We start from the raw sequence: 20,683 nt of genomic DNA, 5'->3' as shown, positions 1-20,683 counted from the left end.
AATAATCAGTGGGAGTAAAGCGTTCCCATTGATTAAAGTTTCACTTTATTTTAATTTTGAGAATGATGGTGATTTTTTATGTTGAAAGTAAAACGTCCATTTGATGCCTATTTAGATGAAATGAATAAAATTACAATTTTGCTCCCGCATGCGTATGGAACAAGCCGGACATTTCGTTTACAAGAAGGAAGCAATGTGAAAGAGTTACCGATTGTTCATACTATTGCTCTTCCAGATGCAACGAAGTATGAATGCTTTATAGAAGAGCCGATAGATGTGGGGAAGTATTATACAGTACGGGATGAACGGAATGAAGAAACAGATTTACAAATAGGCGCTGTGATTCGAACAGTAGTTTTCGATGAAAAATATTATTACGAAGGTACCGACTTAGGTGCTGTGTATAAAAAAGAAGAAACAATATTTAAAGTATGGGCTCCGACTGCAAGGCTTGCGAAAGTACGGATTTATAAAAGTGATAAAGAATATATTGATTATGAAATGTACAGAGAAGAAAACGGAGTGTGGATTCATACATTACAAGGTGATCATGATGGAGCACGATATACATTCCTTGTTTGTATTAATTTAATATGGAACGAAGCGGTTGACCCTTATGCAAAGTCTGCGACGATAAATGGAAAATACGGCGTCGTTATCGATTTGGAAAAAACGAATGTGACAAAACGAGTAGAATTATCACCATTACAGTCAATGACAGATGCCATATTGTATGAACTGCATATTCGTGACGCTACTATTCACCCAAACAGTGGGGTGAATAAGAAAGGGACATATAAAGGGCTAATGGAAGAGGAGACAGTAGGGCGAAATGGGACATTAACAGGATTGTCTTATATAAAAGATTTAGGCGTTACACATGTTGAACTATTACCTTTACATTGTTTTGGTGGTATAGATGAAGTGAATCCTGCTTCCGCATATAATTGGGGCTACAATCCGTTATATTACAATATACCAACAGGATTTTATGTTACAAACCTTTCTGATCCATATAACAGGATAGTAGAGTGTAAACAACTAATTGAAACATTTCATGATCACGGCATTCGAGTGATTATAGATGTTGTATATAATCATGTTTATGAAAGAGAATTATCATCATTTGAGAAGCTTGTCCCGGGATATTATTTTCGTCATGGGGAAGACGGTATGCCTTCTAATGGGACGGGAGTTGGAAATGATATAGCATCTGAACGGAAAATGATGAGGAAATTTATTATAGAATCTGTTTTATATTGGCTTACTGAATACAATGTTGATGGCTTCCGATTTGATTTAATGGGAATTTTAGATGTTGAAACGATGAATGAATTAGAAAAAGAAGTACGAACAATAAAGCAGGATGCGCTGTTATTAGGTGAAGGATGGGATTTGCAAACACCGCTTCCTCTTGAAGAGAAAGCGACGTTAAATAATGCGAATAAAATGCCATGTATCGCACAGTTTAATGATCAATTTCGTGATGGAATAAAAGGAAGTACTTTTAATATAAATAAACGTGGCTTTGCATTTGGTGGGCATGTAGACTGTAATCATTTGCAGTATATAGTAGCTGGTAGCCTTTTAAGTATGAAAGAAACAGGATTGTTCCTAGAGCCAGTACAAAGCATCAACTATGTAGAATGTCATGACAATATGACGATGTGGGATAAACTAGTGCAAAGTAATCCAGAATCAGAAGAAATTTTGAAAAGGCGTCATCGTTTAGCAACCGCAATGGTTATTCTTTCACAAGGGATTCCTTTCTTACATGCGGGGCAAGAGTTTTATCGTACGAAGCAAGGGAACGAAAATAGCTATAATGCAAATGATGAAATTAATCAATTAGATTGGGATCAAAAAGAGAAAGAGATGGAGACCGTTAACTATATAAAAGGGTTAATTGCGATTCGCAAAGGGCACGGGGCATTCCGATTACAAAATGCGGACCTTATAAAAAAGCATATGACTTTTTTGCAAACATCTACAGAAGTACTGGCATACCACCTAGAGTATGTAGAATTATTTGGACCGTGGAAAGAGATTGTAGTTTTATTTAATAGCGGTTTAGAAGCTAAAACGGTGCAGCTTCCAAAAGAAGAAACGTGGCATGTGTTAGTAAACGAAAAGCAAGCGAAAATAGAGCCAATTTCTTCATTTAGAGGAAAGGAACTTCAATTGGCTCCAATTAGCACGTATATATTGACGATAATGTGACAAATCGCTACTTGACGATGAGAATGTAATAAATGTAGAATTGACAAAGGTGACGATTTTCATAAGTTGTCATTCTATGATTGATTTTGTAAAATAAACTAGAAGAACAGGTGATTTATCCTGTTTTCGGCTTATGCCAAGTTTTTTCATTCAAATACAGTAAAATATATGAATCCACAACATGCGTAGAAATGTTGCGGTTTTTCTTTTCATAACTATAAAAGATAAGGATTTGTTAACGGGTAATGAATATGGAATGGTTGGAACAATTATTAGGAAAAGAGTGGAGTCTTATACCGGCTGGTGGAGTAACGGGCGATGCATATATTGCGCAAAACGGACAACAAAAGTTATTTTTAAAGCGGAATACATCGCCCTTTTTAGCGGTATTGTCAGCAGAAGGAATTGTTCCAAAATTACTTTGGACAAGAAGGGTAACGAACGGTGATGTAATTTCTGCTCAAAAATGGCTTCCGGGACAGAAGTTAGAGCCAGAGGATATGAAACTAGAACGTGTTGCGAAACTTTTGAAGAAAATACACTCCTCTAAAGCGCTTGTGCAGATGATTCAAAGGCTAGGAAAGCAGCCGCTTCATGCGCAAGAGTTATTACAACAATTACAGCTCGTTTTAAGAGGAGATATAAGAGTTGATGAAACAATTCAGCAAGGCCTGCAATATTTAACGGAGTCATTAAAAGATATTGAGTACAATGAATTCGTTGTATGCCATTGTGATGTAAACCATAACAATTGGATATTGTCGGACGAAGATGAATTGTTTTTAATTGATTGGGATGGGGCTGTTATTGCTGACCCAGCTTTAGATCTTGGTATGTTATTATATTGGTATGTTCCGCGCCATGAATGGAGTGAGTGGCTCGGATATTATGAGATTGAACTAGATGAATCATTGCTTAGGCGTATGAGATGGTATGTGATAGCACAAACGATTTTATCTATGCAATGGCACACAACAAAAAAGCAGCAAGCAGAAGCTAAATATTGGCATCAATATTTACAGCAACTACTTGCTTCAGAATAATACTTAAGAAAAATTGTCCATTCCAGCAATCCACTGAGTAAGTTGTTCTTGATTATTGGAAATATGGTTGTCCAAATTAGAGGAAGATTTACCCGATTGACTATAAGAATATACATCGTTTAGCATTACTTTAGTGTCACTACTTATACTATCGTTTGCGAGTAACGATTGAATGAGTCGCTCTAATTGCTCGCATTCAGAAACTGTCCCGCAGCAATCACTTTGATGGTTGATTAAAATATCTTTTAACACTTCTAATTGATGCTGTTGATTAATTGGCATGAACGGATCATCCTTTCGAGTGTTTTTCTCTCCCTAGAAATGTAAGAGAAAAAGCTGTTTCGTCATGGAATGTTTAATGCTTTATGTAGTTTTTATCAAAATGGTACATCTTATACTTGAAAGAAACGGACCGAGTGCTCGTACGTACTTGGTTTTTTGTTTGATAGATTGATTAAAACAGAAAGAAGGAATTTTTCCTTTAAAATAGTTTTGTAAAGAGAGGGAGACATCTATGCGTTTAAGACATAAGCCTTATGCAATGGATCGAATTAATGAGTATTCACATATCGTAATTGGAAACCCAGAGGAGAGCGCTGGTAACTGGAAAGAAATATTTGGAAATGAACAGCCAATTCATATTGAAGTAGGTACAGGACGTGGCCGCTTCATGTATGATATGGCAAAAGCAAATCCGCATATTAACTATATTGGAATTGAAAAATTCACAAGTGTTGTTGTAGATGCACTTGATAAATTAATTGAAGAAGAAGTACCGAACTTAAAGTTAATTAATAAAGATGCTGAAGATTTAACAGTTTTCTTTGCGAAAGGTGAAATTGACCGCGTTTATTTAAACTTCTCAGATCCATGGCCGAAGAATCGTCATACGAAGCGTCGTTTAACGTATAAAACATTTTTACGCAATTATGAAGAAGTGTTAGTAGATGGCGGAGAAATTCATTTCAAAACTGATAACCAAGGTTTATTTGAATATTCTATTATGAGTATGGCTGAGTATGGTATGTTATTAACTTACCTTAGCCTAGATCTTCATAATAGTGATTATGAAGGAAACATTATGACAGAATACGAAGAGAAATTTTCTAGTAAAGGTCATCGTATTTATCGAGTTGAAGCAAAATATCGTACGGAGCCTATGCAGTAATGCATAGGTTTTTTATATGAAAAATAATCGGAATATTATGTTAAAATTAAATGAAAAAGGGGGATGGGATATGGAACAGTTACAAATTGGAAATATAAAAGTGACGTGGCTAAAAGGTGGGAATACACATTTAGATGGAGGCGCGATGTTTGGAGTTGTGCCAAAAATACTTTGGTCACGAAAATATAAACATAATGATACAAATCATATTTATTTACGAACAGATCCGTTACTCTTACAAACGAAAGAAGGAAACATACTTATTGATTCAGGGATAGGGAATGGTAAATTGAATGAGAAAATGAAGCGAAATCAAGGTGTAACAGAAGAATCATCAGTTAAGGAATCTTTGGAAAAATTGGGACTGTATACTGAAGATATTCATTACGTCTTAATGACGCATCTTCATTTTGACCATGCATCTGGTTTAACAAAATGGGAGGAAAATCACCTTGTTCCGGCGTTTCCGAACGCAACGATTTATGTAAGTGAGACTGAATGGAATGAAATGAAAAATCCGAATGTTAGATCGCGTAATACATATTGGAAGGAAAATTGGGAGCCAATCGTTGATAAGATTGTTACGTTCAGGAAAGAAATGGAAATTACGGATGAAATAAAGATGGTGCATACGGGTGGTCATAGCGATGGACATGCCGTTGTCGTCCTTGAAAGTCAGGGTGAAACGATGCTTCATTTAGCGGACATTTTACCGACGCATGCACATCAAAATGTATTATGGGTAATGGCATACGATGACTATCCAATGACATCGATTGAACATAAACAAAAGTGGATGAAGTATGGTGCTGAAAAAGAGGCGTGGTTTACTTTTTATCATGATGCATATTACCGTGCAGTAAAGTGGAATGAGGAAGGGCATATAGTGGAGAAAATAGAGAGACAAACAAATATAGAAGCTTAATATTAATAAGAGGAAGGTGTCCAAAAATATTTATTGGAACAATCTCCACTTATTATGTATTGCTGTTATTATCAGCTTTTGTTGGTAATTCTAAAAAAAAGAGGTTCACCTAATGGGAAACCTCTTTTTATGCTGCTATAACCTCTAAAACAGTACCTGTTTTAGCATCAACTAAAAATTCAAATCGTTCTTGTATTTCATCTAACATCGTTGTAAGACCGCCGCGATAAACTTCGTACGCGACATCATATTTTTCAAATGCCTCTGGAACCATATGTACCCAAGAGCCAGTAATTTCACCTTTATGACTTAATGCTTGTTTCACCATTTTCAATGCTTTTTCTGAAGAAATATGGGATTGTTCTTGTACTTTGTTTGCAACGAAATAACCAGCTGCGAACCCAACGCCAAGACCTGTGACTAAACCTTTCCAGCTCATATATTCACCTCAATTCTGTAAAATAAAAATAGTGTACCAATAATAATTATAATGCAAATGCAACTAAAAAAGAAGAAACTAGAAACATTTCGAAAATTTCGTTACAATAAAAGAGGTATTCTACTAAGGTTTGAAAGAAGGGGACTTCGTGAATAAAGAGACATTACAATTATTTCGTACGTTAACAGAATTACAAGGTGCATCAGGTTTTGAACATGATGTGCGCAGTTTTATGAAGCAAGAATTAAGCAAATATGCTGATGAGATTGTGCAAGACGGTTTAGGTAGCGTATTTGGTCTGAAAAAAGGGGACGAAACTGGCCCGCGCGTTCTTGTAGCAGGTCATATGGATGAAGTAGGTTTCATGGTTACGCAAATTACGAAAAATGGGATGCTTCGTTTTCAAACGTTAGGTGGCTGGTGGAGCCAAGTACTATTAGCTCAGCGTGTACAAGTTATGACGAAGAATGGTCCTGTTATTGGGGTTGTTGGTTCCATTCCTCCTCATTTATTAAGTGATGCGCAACGTGCAAAACCGATGGATATAAAAAATATGTTAATTGATATAGGTGCAGATAGTTATGAAGATGCGATTGAAATTGGCATAAAGCCAGGGCAACAAATCGTTCCAATCTGCCCATTCACGCCAATGGCAAATGAAAAGAAAATTATGGCGAAAGCTTGGGACAACCGCTATGGATGTGGCCTTGCTATCGAATTGCTAAAGGAATTAAAAGATGAAACATTACCAAACACATTATACTCTGGTGCGACTGTACAAGAAGAAGTAGGTCTTCGCGGAGCACAAACTGCTGCAAATATGATTCAACCAGATATTTTCTATGCGCTTGATGCAAGTCCAGCAAATGATGCATCTGGTGATAAGACGCAGTTCGGTCAATTAGGAAAAGGCGCTCTTCTTCGTATTTATGACCGTACAATGGTAACACATAGAGGAATGCGTGAATTCATTTTAGATACAGCAGAAACACATAACATTCCGTACCAATACTTTATTTCACAAGGTGGTACAGATGCGGGCCGTGTGCATACAAGTAACTCTGGTATCCCATCAGCAGTAATTGGTGTTTGTGCACGCTACATTCATACACATGCTTCTATTTTACATGTTGATGATTATGCGGCAGCGAAGGAATTAATTACGAAGCTTGTGAGAGCAACGGACAAAACGACGTTAGAGACAATTAAGAATAACGCGTAAAGAGGAAGGGTGAAAAACCCTTCTTTTTTTAGGTTGAATAGATGACCCAGCGATGAATGGGAGCGGTCAGTGCCTAGTTGGTGCTCGAATGGTGTATTAAGACCTTGGATAGGAAGAGAGAGGAAGGCTGTTTTTGGAAAACCTTTTCTTTTTTTAGGTGGGAGAGATGACACAGAGATGCGTGTGTGCGGTCAGGCGCACTACGGTATAAATCTCAGTCATGAAGACTGATTTGGTGTTCGAGGCTAGTATTAGGATAGAATGATGAATTTATATAGAGGTGAATGAAATGAAGGTAGTAGTTGGATCGAAGAATAAGACGAAGGTTGGGGCTGTGGAGAAGGTTTGGGAAGATGCTGAAATTACATCTCTTTCTGTTCCATCAGGAGTAGCAAATCAGCCTTTTTCAGATGAAGAGACGATGCAAGGAGCAGTAAATAGAGCGAAGAGAGCATTGCAGGAAGGTGCAGCTCATATCGGCATTGGGCTAGAAGGTGGCGTTATGAAAACGGAGCATGGGTTATTTATGTGTAACTGGGGTGCTTTAGCGACGATTGAAGGTAAAACATTTGTTGCGGGCGGGGCGCGTATTAAGTTACCAGACGATTTTTTAGCACCGCTTGAAGAAGGAAAAGAGCTAAGTGAAGTGATGGAAGAGTTTGTAGAGCGAAAAGATATTCGTAGTCACGAAGGTGCTATCGGTATTTTTACAGATGATTATGTCGACCGAACGGAATTATTTGTACACGTTGTTAAGTTACTTGTTGGGCAATATAAGTATGATGAAAAGCAAGCATAAACCTTGCACCATGCGCGATGTATGGTAGTATAAAGAAAAGATTATAGTGTGAAAAAGTGCACTCGTTAGAGGAGGAAATATAGATGAAATCATTAGAAAGCATGGAACAATTCCAAGAATTAAAAAATGAAGAGAATGTAGTCTTCATGTTCTCAGCAGAATGGTGCCCAGATTGCCGTTTCGTTGATCCATTTATGCCAGAAGTGGAAGAGAAGTATAGTGACTTCTCATTTTACTATGTAGATCGTGATGAATTTATTGATTTATGCGTGAAAGTAGACGTATTTGGCATTCCAAGCTTTGTAGCGTACAATAAAGGTGAAGAAACTGGACGCTATGTAAATAAAGATCGTAAAACACAAGAGCAAATCGAAGAGTTTATTGAAGGTTTAAAATAAGACAATTAGCCAATTGAATTGTAAAAACAACCTCTACCTTCGCGGGGGAGGTTATTTTTTTGGAAGGGAGGAAAAAGAGATGAAAATGACAAGTAAAAAGATGAAAGACGAGTTAATGAAGAAATTATCTCGACCAGAATGGGACTTTCATTATGATAGCGAGAAAGAAGTTCTTCGTATTGAACAAACAGACTCGAAAAAAGGTATTAATGTATCACTTCCAGGAGTAGTTGCAAAATGGGAAGTGAACAAAGAAAAAGCAATTGAAGAGGTCGCTTATTACGTACAAGAAGCGCTAATTGCAATGCATAAAGAAGAAAATAGCACGGCGAAAATTTTACCTGTTATTCGCTCTACTTCTTTCCCGAAACAATCAGAAGAAGGAAATCCGTTTATTATGACGGACCATACGGCGGAAACACGTATTTACTATGCGCTAGATTCTAATAAAACATATCGATTAATTGATGAGCGCTTATTGCAAAAATTAGAGCTTACAGAGGAACAAGTACGTGAAATGGCATTATTTAATGCTCGCTCATTAGGCTATGAATTTAAGCAGGAGACAGTAGCAGGTAATACATTCTACTTTTTAAACACAAATGATGGATACGATGCGAGTCGTATTTTAAACGAATCGTTACTACACTCGATGCGTGAAAAGATCTCTGGTGATATGGTTGTTGCAGTTCCTCACCAAGATGTATTAATTATTGCTGATATCGTCAACGAAATCGGTTATGATATTATTGCACAAATGACAATGAAATTTTTTGCCGAAGGGCATGTTCCGATTACATCACTTTCATTCGTATATGAAGATGGGGACTTTGAACCAATCTTTATTTTAGCGAAGAATCGGAAGAAGACAGATGGAAAAGAGAAAGGATGAACGAAGTGAACGTTTTTTACAACCTTGAAGGAATTGGTGACACTTTAATTGTTACCTTACAAGATATTACTTTAGAAAACCGTACATTTGACCGCAAAGGAGATGTTGCTCGCGTATACGATCGTGAAAGCAACGTAACAGCAGGATTCAACATCTTTAATGCGTCTTCTTATGTAGAAGTAACAGACAACGGAAACGTTACATTAACGAAAGAGTTTGTTGAAAAAATTAACGGAATTTTAGCGAAGAATGGCTTTGAAGAAAAAGTAGAAGCTGATTTCACGCCGAAATTTGTTGTAGGCTATGTAGCTGAAAAAGAGAAGCATCCAAATGCTGATAAATTAAACATTTGTACAGTAGAAATCGGTACAGAAACATTACAAATCGTATGTGGTGCACCAAACGTTGATGCAGGACAAAAAGTTGTTGTTGCAAAAATCGGTGCTGTAATGCCAAGTGGTATGTTAATTAAACCAGCTGAACTTCGCGGTGTTCCTTCTTCTGGAATGATTTGCTCTGCACGTGAATTAGAGCTTCCAGATGCTCCAGAAGAAAAAGGTATTCTTGTATTAGAAGATAGCTTTGAAGTTGGACAAGAATTTAAATTTTAATTGATGTTAGAAAAAGTAGTCTCGCATATGTGAGGCTATTTTTTTTGTACGAAATTTCTAGGATTGTAACGTTTCCTCTCAAAATCTATATTGTATTTCAAAAATGGATTAGGTAAAATTTAGAAAAAAGAAGGGGGTAGACGTATGAAACAACAACCAAAAATTGCAGAACTTCTGAAACGAATTGAAACTTCAAAACAGCAAGATATCGAACTAGGTTCCTATGAAATATATGTGTTTAGCGAAAATGAATTAGAAAAAGGACAAATCGGTTATCGATATGATAAACATAAAAATTCATTAATAAGTGAAGAAAGTGGAAAATGGAAAGAGGAATGGATTGTTATCGGATATGAAACGGATATGGGGGATCCTGTTTTCGTAAATGTAGCTGATGATGCTTATCTAGTCTATACCGCAGAGCGTGGTACAGAAACGTGGCAACCCGTTCATATTGGAAATATGGATGAAATTATAAAACAATTATAAGAAAAACTTTGAGACCGGTGCAAAGTGATAGGAGAGAAAAATGAAGTATATAAAAATAATGAGCGCTATTGCAGTCATTGGAATATATATGGGAGGTTGTTCGCAAGAAGAGCCGAAAAAAGAAACAACATCTTCTATACAAGAAAAAAACAAAGATAATAAGGAAGACGCACCGGTAGAAAAGCAGCAAGAAGAACAAGAAAAGAAAGAACAACCGCAAGCAATTCAAACGAATGAGCAAGTGGAACATAAGCAGGAGGAAGTGCCGGCCGAGGAAAAGAAAGAGGAAACTACGCCGCTGCAGCCAACTGAGCAACCAGTACAAAATAATGAACAAAAAGTAGAGAGTAATGAAAAACAAGAAAAGTTTCTCGTCGTTATTGATCCAGGGCATCAACAAAAAGCGAATTTAAATTTAGAGGCAATTGGTCCAGGAGCAACTACGCAAAAATATAAAGTAACAGACGGAACAGCGGGGGTTGTAACGAAAAAGAGGGAATCAGTTCTTGTATTAGAGATGGCTTTTATATTGAAAGAAAAACTGGAAGCAAAAGGTATACAAGTATTGATGACGAGAACGTCACATGAGGTTGATATAAGTAATAAGGAACGAGCAACATTCGCGAATGATCATAAAGCGAATTTATTTTTGCGCCTTCACGCAGATGGTTCTGAAAATCCAAATCAAAGTGGATTTGCTGTATTGACACCGGCAGAAGGAAGTCCGTATACGAAAGAGATTTATGCTGAAAGTCTTCAAATCTCTCAAACGATAGTAAATAAAATGAGAGAGAATCATCAAGTGAAAGTAAATGGAATTAAATTTCGGGATGATCTTTCTGGATTTAATTGGTCAAAAGTTCCAGGAGTACTATTAGAACTTGGATTTATGTCAAACCCTGAAGAAGACAAAAAATTATCTGACCCACAGTATGTAAATTCCTTATTGCAAAGTGTAACGGATAGTGTGGATGAATATCGGAAGGGTAAAGATTAAACGAGGTCTTACATGTAAGACCTCGTTTTTCTATATGAAAAACAATCGTGAATTAGAATATTATGGATAAAACTAATATGCTTAATTTTACCTGCACTTTTTGCCGAATGCTGATACAATAAAGGATGTTACTATTTAGTAGAAAGAGTGGTAAACATGTTAGATTGGATGAAAAAGCTGTTTAACAAAGAGGAAGAAAAAACAGTGATGAATAAAGAAGTACCGGCACAAATTGAAAGTCAGCCGAAAATTCCTCGTGTAAACCACTACACTGAAGCAAGAGAAGCACAAATGGCAAGTCGGAATGCAGGGAAATGTCGTTTTCCATTAATACCAGATAATGGCTTCGATGAGGAGGATGTAAGAGAACTGCCTAACTTTGAAGAACAACCTATTCAAAGAGGAGCATATGAAGAACAGCCTACTCAAAGAGGAATAAAAGTGGAAAGAAGCAGACGACCGTATGTGGAAACAGAAGCACCTACATATGAGGAACCGGAATTGCAATATGAACCGGAACCAGAGCCTGTCGTAAAAAAAGCATTCGTACCGTCGCAAGAAAGTAACCGTAGACCATTTCGTCCAACAGAAATGATTTCTCCGATTTATGGATATAACCGTCCTTCAGTAGAAACGAAGGTTGTGCAGGAGGAAGAAAAGGTAAGAGAAGATCTTGAAATATCTGTTGAAGGAAAAGCTGTTGTTGACGCATGGTTAGAGAAAAAGGGATATACATTATCTGACTTTTCGGGAGTTCTACAAGGAAGTTCATCTGTTAAGAACGGAGTGAACGAACGAAGTAATAAAGTAGAAGAAAAATCGGTTGTGGATACATGGTTAGAGAAAAACGGTTACGAAGTTGAACGTCAAGCCCCTTCATTAGAAGAAAGCCTAAGTGATGATTTGCTTCATAAAACAGTAGGACAGCATGTGGAAAAAGAGGCTACAATTGTACAAGCCTTGAAGCAGGAGCAAGATGTAGTGGCGTTATCATCTACAGAAGATAACGAAGAAACTTTACAAGAAGAGTCAATAGATTCTAAAGTAGAGCATGTGTATTCGATATTAACAGAAGAAAATGAATGTAATACAGAAATAGAAGAAACTGTTGCTGAAGTTGCAGCAAATCAAGTCGAAGAAGAAACCTTAGAAGATGTAGTGATTGTAAAAGCAGATGAAAAGCTTGAAGAAACAATTACTATAGAAATACCAGATGCTTTTGAAGAAGAAGCTAAGGAAGCAGAAGAAGTTGTGGAATTAGAGAAATCTGAGGAAGCGACAGAAGAAGTTGTGGAATTAGAGAAACCTGAGGAAGCAGCAGAAGAAGTTGTGGAATTAGAGAAATCTGAGGAAGCGACAGAAGAAGTTGTGGAATTAGAGAAACCTGAGGAAGCAGCAGAAGAAGTTGTGGAATTAGAGAAATCTGAGGAAGCGACAGAAGAAGTTGTGGAATTAGAGAAATCTGAGGAAGCAGAAGAAGTTGTGGAATTAGAGAAACCTGAGGAAGCAGCAGAAGAAGTTGTGGAATTAGAGAAATCTGAGGAAGCAGCAGAAGAAGTTGTGGAATTAGAGAAATCTGAGGAAGCAGCAGAAGAAGTTGTGGAATTAGAGAAATCTAGAAAGAAGAAGTTGTGGAATTAGAGAAACTGAAGAAGGAAGCGACAGAAGAAGTTGTGGAATTAGAGAAATCTGAGGAAGCAGCAGAAGAAGTTGTGGGATTAGAGAAACCTGAGGAAGCGACAGAAGAAGTTGTGGAATTAGAAGAAGCTAAGGAAGCGACAGAAGAAGTTGTGGAATTAGAGGAATCTAAAGAAGCAGAAGAAGTTGTGGAATTAGAGAAATCTGAGGAAGCGACAGAAGAAGTTGTGGAATTAGAAGAAGCTAAGGAAGCGACAGAAGAAGTAGTGGAATTAGAAGAAACTAAGGAAGCGACAGAAGAAGTTGCAGAATTAGAGAAATCTGAGGAAGCGACAGAAGAAGTTGTGGAATTAGAAGAAGCTAAGGAAGCGACAGAAGAAGTAGTGGAATTAGAAGAAACTAAGGAAGCGACAGAAGAAGTTGTGGAATTAGAGGAATCTAAAGAAGCAGAAGAAGTTGTGGAATTAGAGAAATCTGAGGAAGCGACAGAAGAAGTTGCGGAGTTAGAGGGTACTAAGGAAGAAGAACCAATTTCTCAAGAAACAGTAATTGAAGAAACGATGAATACAGATTTAGTGGAAAATACACCAGTTGCAGAGCAACCAGTGATTTCTCAACAAGAAACAATTACGTTCAAGGAAGAAAGTGAAGTATTCGTACCAGTTTCAGAAACGGATGAGCAAACAAAGAAAGATGTTCAAAACTTTGCGAACGTTTTAATTGAAGAAGCGGAAGAAAAGAAGCAAGTTGCTGAAGAACAGCCTGCTTTACAAATAGAAGAACCGAAACGTGAGAAAAAACGTCATGTCCCATTTAATGTTGTCATGTTAAAGCAGGATAGAAAGAAATTAATGGAAAGACATGCGGCAAGAACGAACGTAATGCAATCAACTGTCAGTGAGCGAGTGGAAGAAAAGCCAGTGCAGCAAGTGGTAGTAGAACCACAAGCAGAAGAAAAGCCAATGCAGCAAGTGGTAGTAGACCTGCAAGTGGAAGAAAAACCAGTGCAGCAAGTGGTAGTAGACCCGCAAGTGGAAGAAAAACCAGTGCAGCAAGTGGTAGTAGACCCGCAAGTGGTAGTAGAAGCCCAAGTGGAAGAAAAACCAATGCAGCAAGTGGTAGTAGAAGCTCAAGTGGAAGAAAAACCGATGCAGCAAGTGGTAGTGGAACCGCAAGTGGAAGAAAAACCGATGCAACAAGTAGTGGTGGCTGGACAAGTACAAGAGTCAATTTCAAGTACGGAAGTACAAGAGAAAGCATATGTTGTAAATCAAAAAGAGAATGATATGCGCAACGTACTACAAGCGCCACCGAAGTATGAACTTCCGCCATTAACGTTGTTGTCAATTCCACAGCAGGCAGCATTAGATAATACGGAGTGGCTAGAAGAACAGGAAGAATTATTAAATACGACATTTAATAATTTCCATGTTGGAGCACATGTTATTAATGTGTCACAAGGGCCGGCGGTAACTCGTTTTGAAGTACAACCAGACCCAGGTGTGAAAGTAAATAAAATTACAAATTTAAGTGATGATATTAAGTTAAGTTTAGCTGCGAAAGATATTCGAATTGAAGCGCCAATTCCAGGGAAGAGTGCAATTGGAATTGAAGTTCCAAACAAGGAAAGTAAGCCAGTATTCCTGCGTGAAATTTTAAGAAGTCCTGTATTTACAAAGAGTGAATCACCGCTTACAGTTGCGCTGGGGCTTGATATTTCCGGTGATCCAATTGTAACGGATATTCGAAAAATGCCACATGGACTTATTGCGGGTGCAACTGGTTCAGGGAAAAGTGTGTGCATTAACGCGATTTTAACGAGCATTTTATATAAAGCGAAGCCGCATGAAGTGAAGTTGATACTAATTGATCCGAAGATGGTTGAGCTTGCACCATACAATTCTGTTCCACATCTTGTAGCACCTGTTATTACTGACGTAAAAGCAGCTACAGCTGCGTTAAAGTGGGCGGTTGAAGAGATGGAACGTCGTTATGAATTGTTTGCTCATGCTGGTGCTCGTGATTTAACTCGTTACAATACGATTGTAAGTGGTAGAGAAATCCCAGGTGAGACATTACCTTATATTGTAATTGTCATTGACGAGTTAGCGGACTTAATGATGGTTGCTCCTGGTGATGTGGAGGAAGCGATTTGTCGTATTGCACAAAAAGCGCGTGCTTGTGGTATTCACTTATTAGTTGCGACGCAGCGTCCATCTGTAGACGTTATTACAGGTTTAATTAAATCAAACATTCCAACGCGTATTGCGTTTACAGTATCATCTCAAGTTGATTCGCGTACGATCATCGATATTGGGGGCGCGGAGAAGTTACTTGGTCGTGGTGATATGCTATTTTTAGGAAACGGCACATCTAAACCAGTTCGTGTACAAGGTGTATACGTATCAGATGATGAGATTGAAAGAACAGTTGATCATGTGAAAAAGCAAATGAAGCCAAACTACTTATTTAAGCAAGAGGATTTATTAGCAAAATCAGAGCAGAGTGAGTCTGAAGATGAACTATTTTTTGATGCATGTCAATTTGTTGTAGAGCAAGGGGGAGCGTCCACATCTTCTGTACAGAGAAAATTCCGCATAGGTTATAATCGCGCGGCACGTCTAATTGAAGAGATGGAGTCGCAAGGGATTATTTCTGAAGGAAGAGGAACGAAACCGAGAGATGTCCTTATTTCTGAGGATGAATTCGCTGCTATGCAGGAAACAAATGTATAGGAAACGGTTTTGCTGTATACTAATAGAAAATGTTGGATAGTAAAGTAGGGAGTAAAGCGACATGAAAGAAATTGAATTAAAATTAAAAGGTGAAATAAATCGACTAACAAATAAAACATTTAAATTTGATGAACGTGTTGGAGAAGGCTGGTTCTCTGCCGTTTACTTTTTAAAAACTAGAGAAATCATTGAAGAATTTCGCCCGAAAAGCGTTGTAACAATGCAGTTTTTTCAAAAAGAACATGCAGTTCTTTGCGGAGCAGATGAGGTAATCGCATTGCTACAAACATTTGCCAAAAATCCTGAGGAATTAGAAATTCATTCTTTAAAGGATGGCGATAATATTAGTCCGTTTGAAACAGTTTTAACAATTCATGGTCCTTATGAATACTTCGGCTTTTTAGAAGGTGTAATTGATGGGATTTTAGCTCGTCGTACATCAGTTGCGACAAACGTATATAACGTTGTCCAAGCTGCACGTAGTGTAGATAAAGAAAAACCGGTTATTTTCATGGGAGATCGTGACGATCATTATACGCAACAAGCTGGTGACGGCTATGCGGCATACATCGGAGGTATGAGCGCGCAAGCGACGCATGCAATGAATGAATGGTGGGGCAGAAGTGGTATGGGGACGATGCCTCACGCTTTAATTCAAATGTTTAATGGTGATGTTGTTGAAGCTGCAAAGGCATATCATAAAAAATTCCCAGAAGATGAATTAGTCGTACTAATTGATTATAACAATGATGTCATTACAGATGCACTTCGCGTAGCGCGTGAATTTGGATCAACATTAAAAGGTGTACGTGTCGATACGTCTCGCACAATGATTGATCAATACTTCATTCGTCACCCAGAAGTACTTGGAACATTCGATCCACGTGGTGTAAATCCATCACTTGTATTTGCACTTCGTAAGGCTCTTGATGAGGAAGGGTTCCAACATGTAGATATCGTTGTAACTGGTGGGTTTGATGAGAAGCGTATTCGTGAATTTGAAGCTCAAAATGTTCCTGTCGATATATACGGAGTAGGAAGTAGCTTATTAAAAATGAATATTGGTTTTACTGGTGATAACGTAGAATTAAATGGAAAACCAGAAGCAAAAGCTGGTCGTAAATACCGTCCAAATTCACGTCTAGAGCGTGTTCAATTAGAAACAAAAGAAGATATGTAAAAGCGAGAAAAACTGATAGGTGATTGACCCTATCAGTTTTTCTGTTATCATAGTATAGCGGCTTGTTTTTTGCTATAATAAATGTGTTATGGACATAAAAGAAGTACGTACGAGTTTATCACTGATAAGTGAATATAAAAAGAAATTCACTGCATCAGAAATGTATGATGATTACCAAAATAAGAAAAGATTCATATACTGTCTTATAGATAGGCCGTTGTATTAGTTCGAAATGTTGGAGGTTCTTTAAGATGACAGTTTACCATTTTGTAGGAATTAAAGGAACAGGAATGAGTTCATTAGCACAAATTCTTCATGACATGAAGCATACTGTTCAAGGGTCTGATTATGAAAAGCGTTTCTTTACACAAACAGCATTGGAAAAGCGTGGTATTTCCATCCTTCCTTTTGATAAGAATAATATTAAAGAAGGACAAGTGATTATCGCAGGAAATGCATTTCCTGATACGCATGAAGAAATCGTAGCAGCAAAAGAATTAAATATCCCAGTACATCGTTACCATCACTTCTTAGGTGATCTTATGAATCAGTACACAAGTGTTGCTGTAACTGGTGCACATGGAAAAACATCAACAACTGGTTTGTTAGCCCATGTAATGCAAGGTGCACACCCAACATCATACCTTATTGGAGATGGAACGGGGCATGGGGTAGAAAATAGTAAGTATTTTGTATTTGAAGCTTGTGAGTATCGTCGTCATTTCTTGTCTTACTATCCAGACTATGCAATCATGACAAATATCGATTTCGATCACCCAGATTACTTTGCAGACATCAATGATGTATTTAATGCATTCCAAGAGATGGCATTGCAAGTGAAAAAAGGTATTATTGCATGTGGTGATGATGAAGAACTTCAAAAAGTTCAAGCGAAAGTACCTGTTATTTTCTATGGATTTGGAGAAGATAATGATTTCCAAGCACGTAACATTCAAAAGAGAACTGATGGTACTATATTCGATGTATTCGTTCGTAATACGTATTATGACACGTTCAAAATTACAGGATACGGCGATCACAGCGTATTAAATGCATTAGCAGTAATCGCGCTTTGCCATTATGAAAACGTTGATGTAGAAGCAGTTAAGCATCAGCTAACAACTTTTGAAGGCGTAAAACGTCGCTTTAATGAAAAGCCAATGGGAGAACAAGTTATCATTGATGACTATGCACACCATCCGACAGAAATTAATGCAACGATTGAAGCAGCTCGTCAAAAACATCCAGAGCGTGAAGTTGTCGCTGTATTCCAACCACATACATTCTCACGTACAGAGAAATTTTTAGATGAGTTCGCGGAAAGCTTAAGTAAAGCTGACCAAGTATACTTATGTGATATTTTCGGATCAGCACGTGAAAACAAAGGTGAATTAACAATTGAAGATCTGCAAAAACGTATCGATGGCGCAGAACTAATTACAGATACAACAACGGATGTGTTAAAGAAACATAAAAACGGCGTTCTTATTTTCATGGGCGCAGGTGACATCCAAAAATTCGAAGCAGCTTACGTAAAAGAAGTTCAAGTTGCAGAGAAGTAATAGAAAAGACGCATAGCTTGGCTGTGCGTCTTTTTTGTGCTGTCGTGGGTGTACAGCGTTGTCGAAACGTTGATATATTGGGAGTTGTGTTCGATATATTTCAAAAATTGTTGATATATTATGGTGCATTTCTTTAGTTTAAAATGTTAGAATAATAAGAAAAAAGGGGCTAAAAAAACATGTTCACACTCCGAGTAGATGACGAAATCGAATTACAACTATTAGAAAAACATCATAAAGAGGGACTATATGAATTAATAGATCAAAATCGTAATCATTTAAGAAGATGGCTTCCGTGGGTAGATGGGACGAAATCAGCTGATGCGTATAATGAGATTTTTCCGATGTGGTTAAAGAAATTTGCAGAGGGAGATGGGTTTGAGGCTGGTATACGCTATAAAGGAAAGCTCGTTGGGATGGTAGGTATTCATCCGGTGAGCTGGGGTAAGAAAGCTACGAGTCTTGGATATTATCTTGCAGAAGATGCTGGCGCGAAAGGTATTATGACGCGAAGTGTGAAGACTGTGCTTCATTATGCATTTGATAATTTAAAGCTGAATAAAATTGAAATTCGTTGCGGTGTTGAAAATGCGAAAAGCCGTGCGATTCCAGAACGTTTAGGTTTTAAATTAGATGGTATTTTAAGAGATGAAGAATGGATATATGATCATTTCCAAGATATCGCTGTGTATAGTTTACTAGCTTCAGAATGGAAGAAGATTCGATGAACGAGAAGATTTGTATTATTCCGTATGAAAGTATGTTTCAAGATGAAGTAGTAGATCTTATCGTTCATATTCAGCAAAAAGAGTACAATGTCCCTATTACGAAAGAAGAGCAGCCGGACTTACTAGAAATAGAAACGTTCTATCAAAGGGACAACGGAAATTTTTGGGTAGCAACTTATGATGGGAAAGTAGTTGGAACGATAGCTTTATTAGATATTGGGAAGCATCAAGTAGCGCTAAGAAAAATGTTCGTGAAGAAAGAGTTCCGCGGAAAAGAATGGGGCGCATCACATACGCTACTTCAAACGGCAATTTCTTGGGCGAAAGAAAAGAACTTGGAAGACATTTATTTAGGAACAACAGTTAAATTTCTAGCAGCACACCGTTTCTACGAAAAGAATGGTTTTCAAAGCGTGAGTATAGAAGAGTTGCCAAAAAGTTTTCCAGTGCTAGAGGTAGATAAGAAATTTTATAGGTATACTGTTTAAAAAGGTCATTCATAAATGATCTTTTTTTATGAACTAAAATGGAAATGATGGTATAATTTGGATTAGTGGGTGTGGGTATGAACTTTCCAATTCAGAGAAGTAAGTTAGGAATAATTTTCGTTAGTATAACGTTAGCTTTTATGGTGATATATCCAATAGTTATGTTCTTTACAAGAAAAGGGGATTGGGCTTCAGCTCTAATTGGGATGGGATTATGTTTTATTGTAAATGTCCCTCTCGTTTGGGAAATGTTCATTAAAAAACATAAAGTAGAAAATGGTATTTTAAAATACGGAATTTTAAATGACGACGTTGTATTAAAAGATATAAGAGTTATTCGTCAAGTTGGAAAATCATTTGAGATTACAACGAATGCATATAAAGTACATATGATTGCGATGCCGCAAGATCCGGATGAATTTTTGGCGCTTATCGCGAAAGAAAATCCATATGTGAAAATAGAAATGGTAGGTAAGAAATGAAATATGTAAAACTTTTGTTTTGTTTGGAAATTTTGTTTGTGCTTGTTGGTTGCACTAGAGTATATATGAAATGGGATCTGCCCTTATATGTCCCAATATTAATAGGTACTATCGCAGTGACACTTTTATTTTATTTTCATTTTCAGCAAACAAAAAGCGAGAAAAATAGCTCCATATAAAGTAGGGGGATTAGAAATGAAAAAGATCTATATGTTGTTTTTGTTTCTGCTAACTGCATCCATTCTTTTAATAGGATGTAGTGCGAAGAAAGAGAAGTCTGATGTTAGTTTAGAAAAGGCACAAAAAATTGAAATTGAATCGCTTATTGATTCGAGTGATAAAAAAACAATTACCGATAAGAAAGAAATCACAAAGTTGTTTGAATCAATCAAAATGGATGAGTGGGAAATGGAATCGGCTCCTTTAGATACTCCGCAAGGGAAAACGTTTAAAATGTATCAAGAGGATACACCGAAATTATTGGATTCGGGTAAAGATAAAAAAGAGTTACATGAAATTGGTACTATGACAGTATATAAAGATGTCCCTTATGTCGAAGTTGAAATGAAAAATAAGAAAATGAGTTTTAAAGTACCAGAAGATGTGGCGAAAGATTTATTACAATATTAATAAAAAGACGCTCGGAGAAAATTCCGAGCGTTTTTCA

General features: G+C 37.2%; 20 protein-coding genes and 1 pseudogene. 19 read left to right on the top strand and 2 right to left on the bottom strand.

Annotated features, from left to right (window positions below; translation table 11 throughout):
* The first annotated feature begins 78 nt into the window (after positions 1-78).
* Positions 79-2,220 (top strand): type I pullulanase, encoded by a 2,142-nt coding sequence (pulA, locus tag LCF45_RS23160; protein ID WP_263894303.1) that lies wholly within the window; start codon positions 79-81, stop codon positions 2,218-2,220.
* Between the two features lie 245 nt (positions 2,221-2,465).
* Complete coding sequence (locus tag LCF45_RS23155) at positions 2,466-3,263, top strand: phosphotransferase family protein (RefSeq protein WP_002034382.1); 798 nt, start codon at positions 2,466-2,468, stop codon at positions 3,261-3,263.
* 3 nt (positions 3,264-3,266) lie between these two features.
* Here LCF45_RS23155 and LCF45_RS23150 read toward each other — a convergent pair whose 3' ends face one another.
* Positions 3,267-3,545 carry a YtzH-like family protein gene (locus LCF45_RS23150; RefSeq protein ID WP_002015625.1) on the bottom strand — a complete coding sequence of 93 codons (279 nt, stop codon included), beginning with the start codon at positions 3,543-3,545 and terminating at the stop codon, positions 3,267-3,269.
* A gap of 232 nt (positions 3,546-3,777) precedes the next feature.
* Here LCF45_RS23150 and trmB point away from each other — a divergent pair, with 232 nt between their 5' ends.
* Together trmB and LCF45_RS23140 are read left to right on the top strand one after the other, a co-directional pair.
* Positions 3,778-4,431, top strand: coding sequence for a tRNA (guanosine(46)-N7)-methyltransferase TrmB (gene trmB / locus LCF45_RS23145; protein ID WP_002015624.1), 654 nt, complete (start codon positions 3,778-3,780; stop codon positions 4,429-4,431).
* Between the two features lie 70 nt (positions 4,432-4,501).
* The gene (locus tag LCF45_RS23140; protein WP_412838325.1) at positions 4,502-5,356 is read left to right on the top strand and encodes a YtnP family quorum-quenching lactonase; all 855 of its coding nucleotides are present in this window, start codon (positions 4,502-4,504) and stop codon (positions 5,354-5,356) included.
* Positions 5,357-5,483: 127 nt separating this feature from the next.
* Here the strand turns inward: LCF45_RS23140 and LCF45_RS23135 are convergent, their stop codons facing one another.
* Entirely contained in the window at positions 5,484-5,795 is a 312-nt protein-coding gene (locus tag LCF45_RS23135) for a PepSY domain-containing protein (RefSeq protein ID WP_002015622.1), read from the bottom strand.
* A gap of 148 nt (positions 5,796-5,943) precedes the next feature.
* Between LCF45_RS23135 and LCF45_RS23130 the strand changes: the two genes are divergently transcribed.
* The 15 genes and pseudogenes from LCF45_RS23130 (at position 5,944) to LCF45_RS23060 (ending at position 20,646) form a co-directional block, all read left to right on the top strand.
* Entirely contained in the window at positions 5,944-7,017 is a 1,074-nt protein-coding gene (locus LCF45_RS23130; protein WP_002089046.1) for a M42 family metallopeptidase, read from the top strand.
* 289 nt (positions 7,018-7,306) lie between these two features.
* Positions 7,307-7,816 carry a DUF84 family protein gene (locus LCF45_RS23125; protein ID WP_002089045.1) on the top strand — a complete coding sequence of 170 codons (510 nt, stop codon included), beginning with the start codon at positions 7,307-7,309 and terminating at the stop codon, positions 7,814-7,816.
* An 83-nt stretch (positions 7,817-7,899) separates the two neighbouring features.
* Positions 7,900-8,214 (top strand): thioredoxin family protein, encoded by a 315-nt coding sequence (locus LCF45_RS23120; protein WP_002015619.1) that lies wholly within the window; start codon positions 7,900-7,902, stop codon positions 8,212-8,214.
* A gap of 79 nt (positions 8,215-8,293) precedes the next feature.
* Positions 8,294-9,106, top strand: a complete 813-nt coding sequence (locus tag LCF45_RS23115; protein WP_002129459.1) for a DUF1444 domain-containing protein — start codon at positions 8,294-8,296, stop codon at positions 9,104-9,106.
* A complete protein-coding gene (ytpR, locus tag LCF45_RS23110) occupies positions 9,103-9,717 on the top strand; it encodes a YtpR family tRNA-binding protein (protein WP_002089041.1) in 615 nt (204 codons plus the stop codon). Before LCF45_RS23115 ends, ytpR begins: the two co-directional genes overlap by 4 nt.
* Before the next feature lie 144 nt (positions 9,718-9,861).
* Positions 9,862-10,206 carry a hypothetical protein gene (locus tag LCF45_RS23105; RefSeq protein WP_002015616.1) on the top strand — a complete coding sequence of 115 codons (345 nt, stop codon included), beginning with the start codon at positions 9,862-9,864 and terminating at the stop codon, positions 10,204-10,206.
* 40 nt (positions 10,207-10,246) lie between these two features.
* Positions 10,247-11,203: an N-acetylmuramoyl-L-alanine amidase gene (locus tag LCF45_RS23100; protein ID WP_002015615.1), complete on the top strand. Its 957-nt coding sequence runs from the start codon at positions 10,247-10,249 to the stop codon at positions 11,201-11,203.
* A gap of 156 nt (positions 11,204-11,359) precedes the next feature.
* Positions 11,360-15,576: pseudogene (locus LCF45_RS23095) on the top strand (DNA translocase FtsK).
* Positions 15,577-15,637: 61 nt separating this feature from the next.
* The gene (locus tag LCF45_RS23090; RefSeq protein ID WP_002015597.1) at positions 15,638-16,756 is read left to right on the top strand and encodes a nicotinate phosphoribosyltransferase; all 1,119 of its coding nucleotides are present in this window, start codon (positions 15,638-15,640) and stop codon (positions 16,754-16,756) included.
* 251 nt (positions 16,757-17,007) lie between these two features.
* A complete protein-coding gene (murC, locus tag LCF45_RS23085) occupies positions 17,008-18,318 on the top strand; it encodes a UDP-N-acetylmuramate--L-alanine ligase (RefSeq protein ID WP_002015598.1) in 1,311 nt (436 codons plus the stop codon).
* Between the two features lie 179 nt (positions 18,319-18,497).
* Positions 18,498-19,046 (top strand): GNAT family N-acetyltransferase, encoded by a 549-nt coding sequence (locus tag LCF45_RS23080; RefSeq protein WP_002034364.1) that lies wholly within the window; start codon positions 18,498-18,500, stop codon positions 19,044-19,046.
* Entirely contained in the window at positions 19,043-19,534 is a 492-nt protein-coding gene (locus LCF45_RS23075; RefSeq protein ID WP_002190912.1) for a GNAT family N-acetyltransferase, read from the top strand. Before LCF45_RS23080 ends, LCF45_RS23075 begins: the two co-directional genes overlap by 4 nt.
* 77 nt (positions 19,535-19,611) lie before the next feature.
* On the top strand, positions 19,612-20,016 hold the full coding sequence (locus tag LCF45_RS23070; RefSeq protein ID WP_002164959.1) for a PH domain-containing protein: 405 nt from the start codon (positions 19,612-19,614) through the stop codon (positions 20,014-20,016).
* A complete protein-coding gene (locus tag LCF45_RS23065) occupies positions 20,013-20,195 on the top strand; it encodes a hypothetical protein (protein WP_078175974.1) in 183 nt (60 codons plus the stop codon). Before LCF45_RS23070 ends, LCF45_RS23065 begins: the two co-directional genes overlap by 4 nt.
* A gap of 16 nt (positions 20,196-20,211) precedes the next feature.
* Complete coding sequence (locus tag LCF45_RS23060; RefSeq protein ID WP_002129451.1) at positions 20,212-20,646, top strand: hypothetical protein; 435 nt, start codon at positions 20,212-20,214, stop codon at positions 20,644-20,646.
* Positions 20,647-20,683: the final 37 nt, after the last annotated feature.

It is taken from the genome of Bacillus sp. 41-22 (assembly GCF_025809295.1).
In the GTDB taxonomy this organism is placed as follows: domain Bacteria; phylum Bacillota; class Bacilli; order Bacillales; family Bacillaceae_G; genus Bacillus_A; species Bacillus_A mycoides.
The sequence above is the reverse complement of the archived record's forward strand: the minus strand, read 5'-3'. Positions and strand labels throughout refer to the sequence as shown.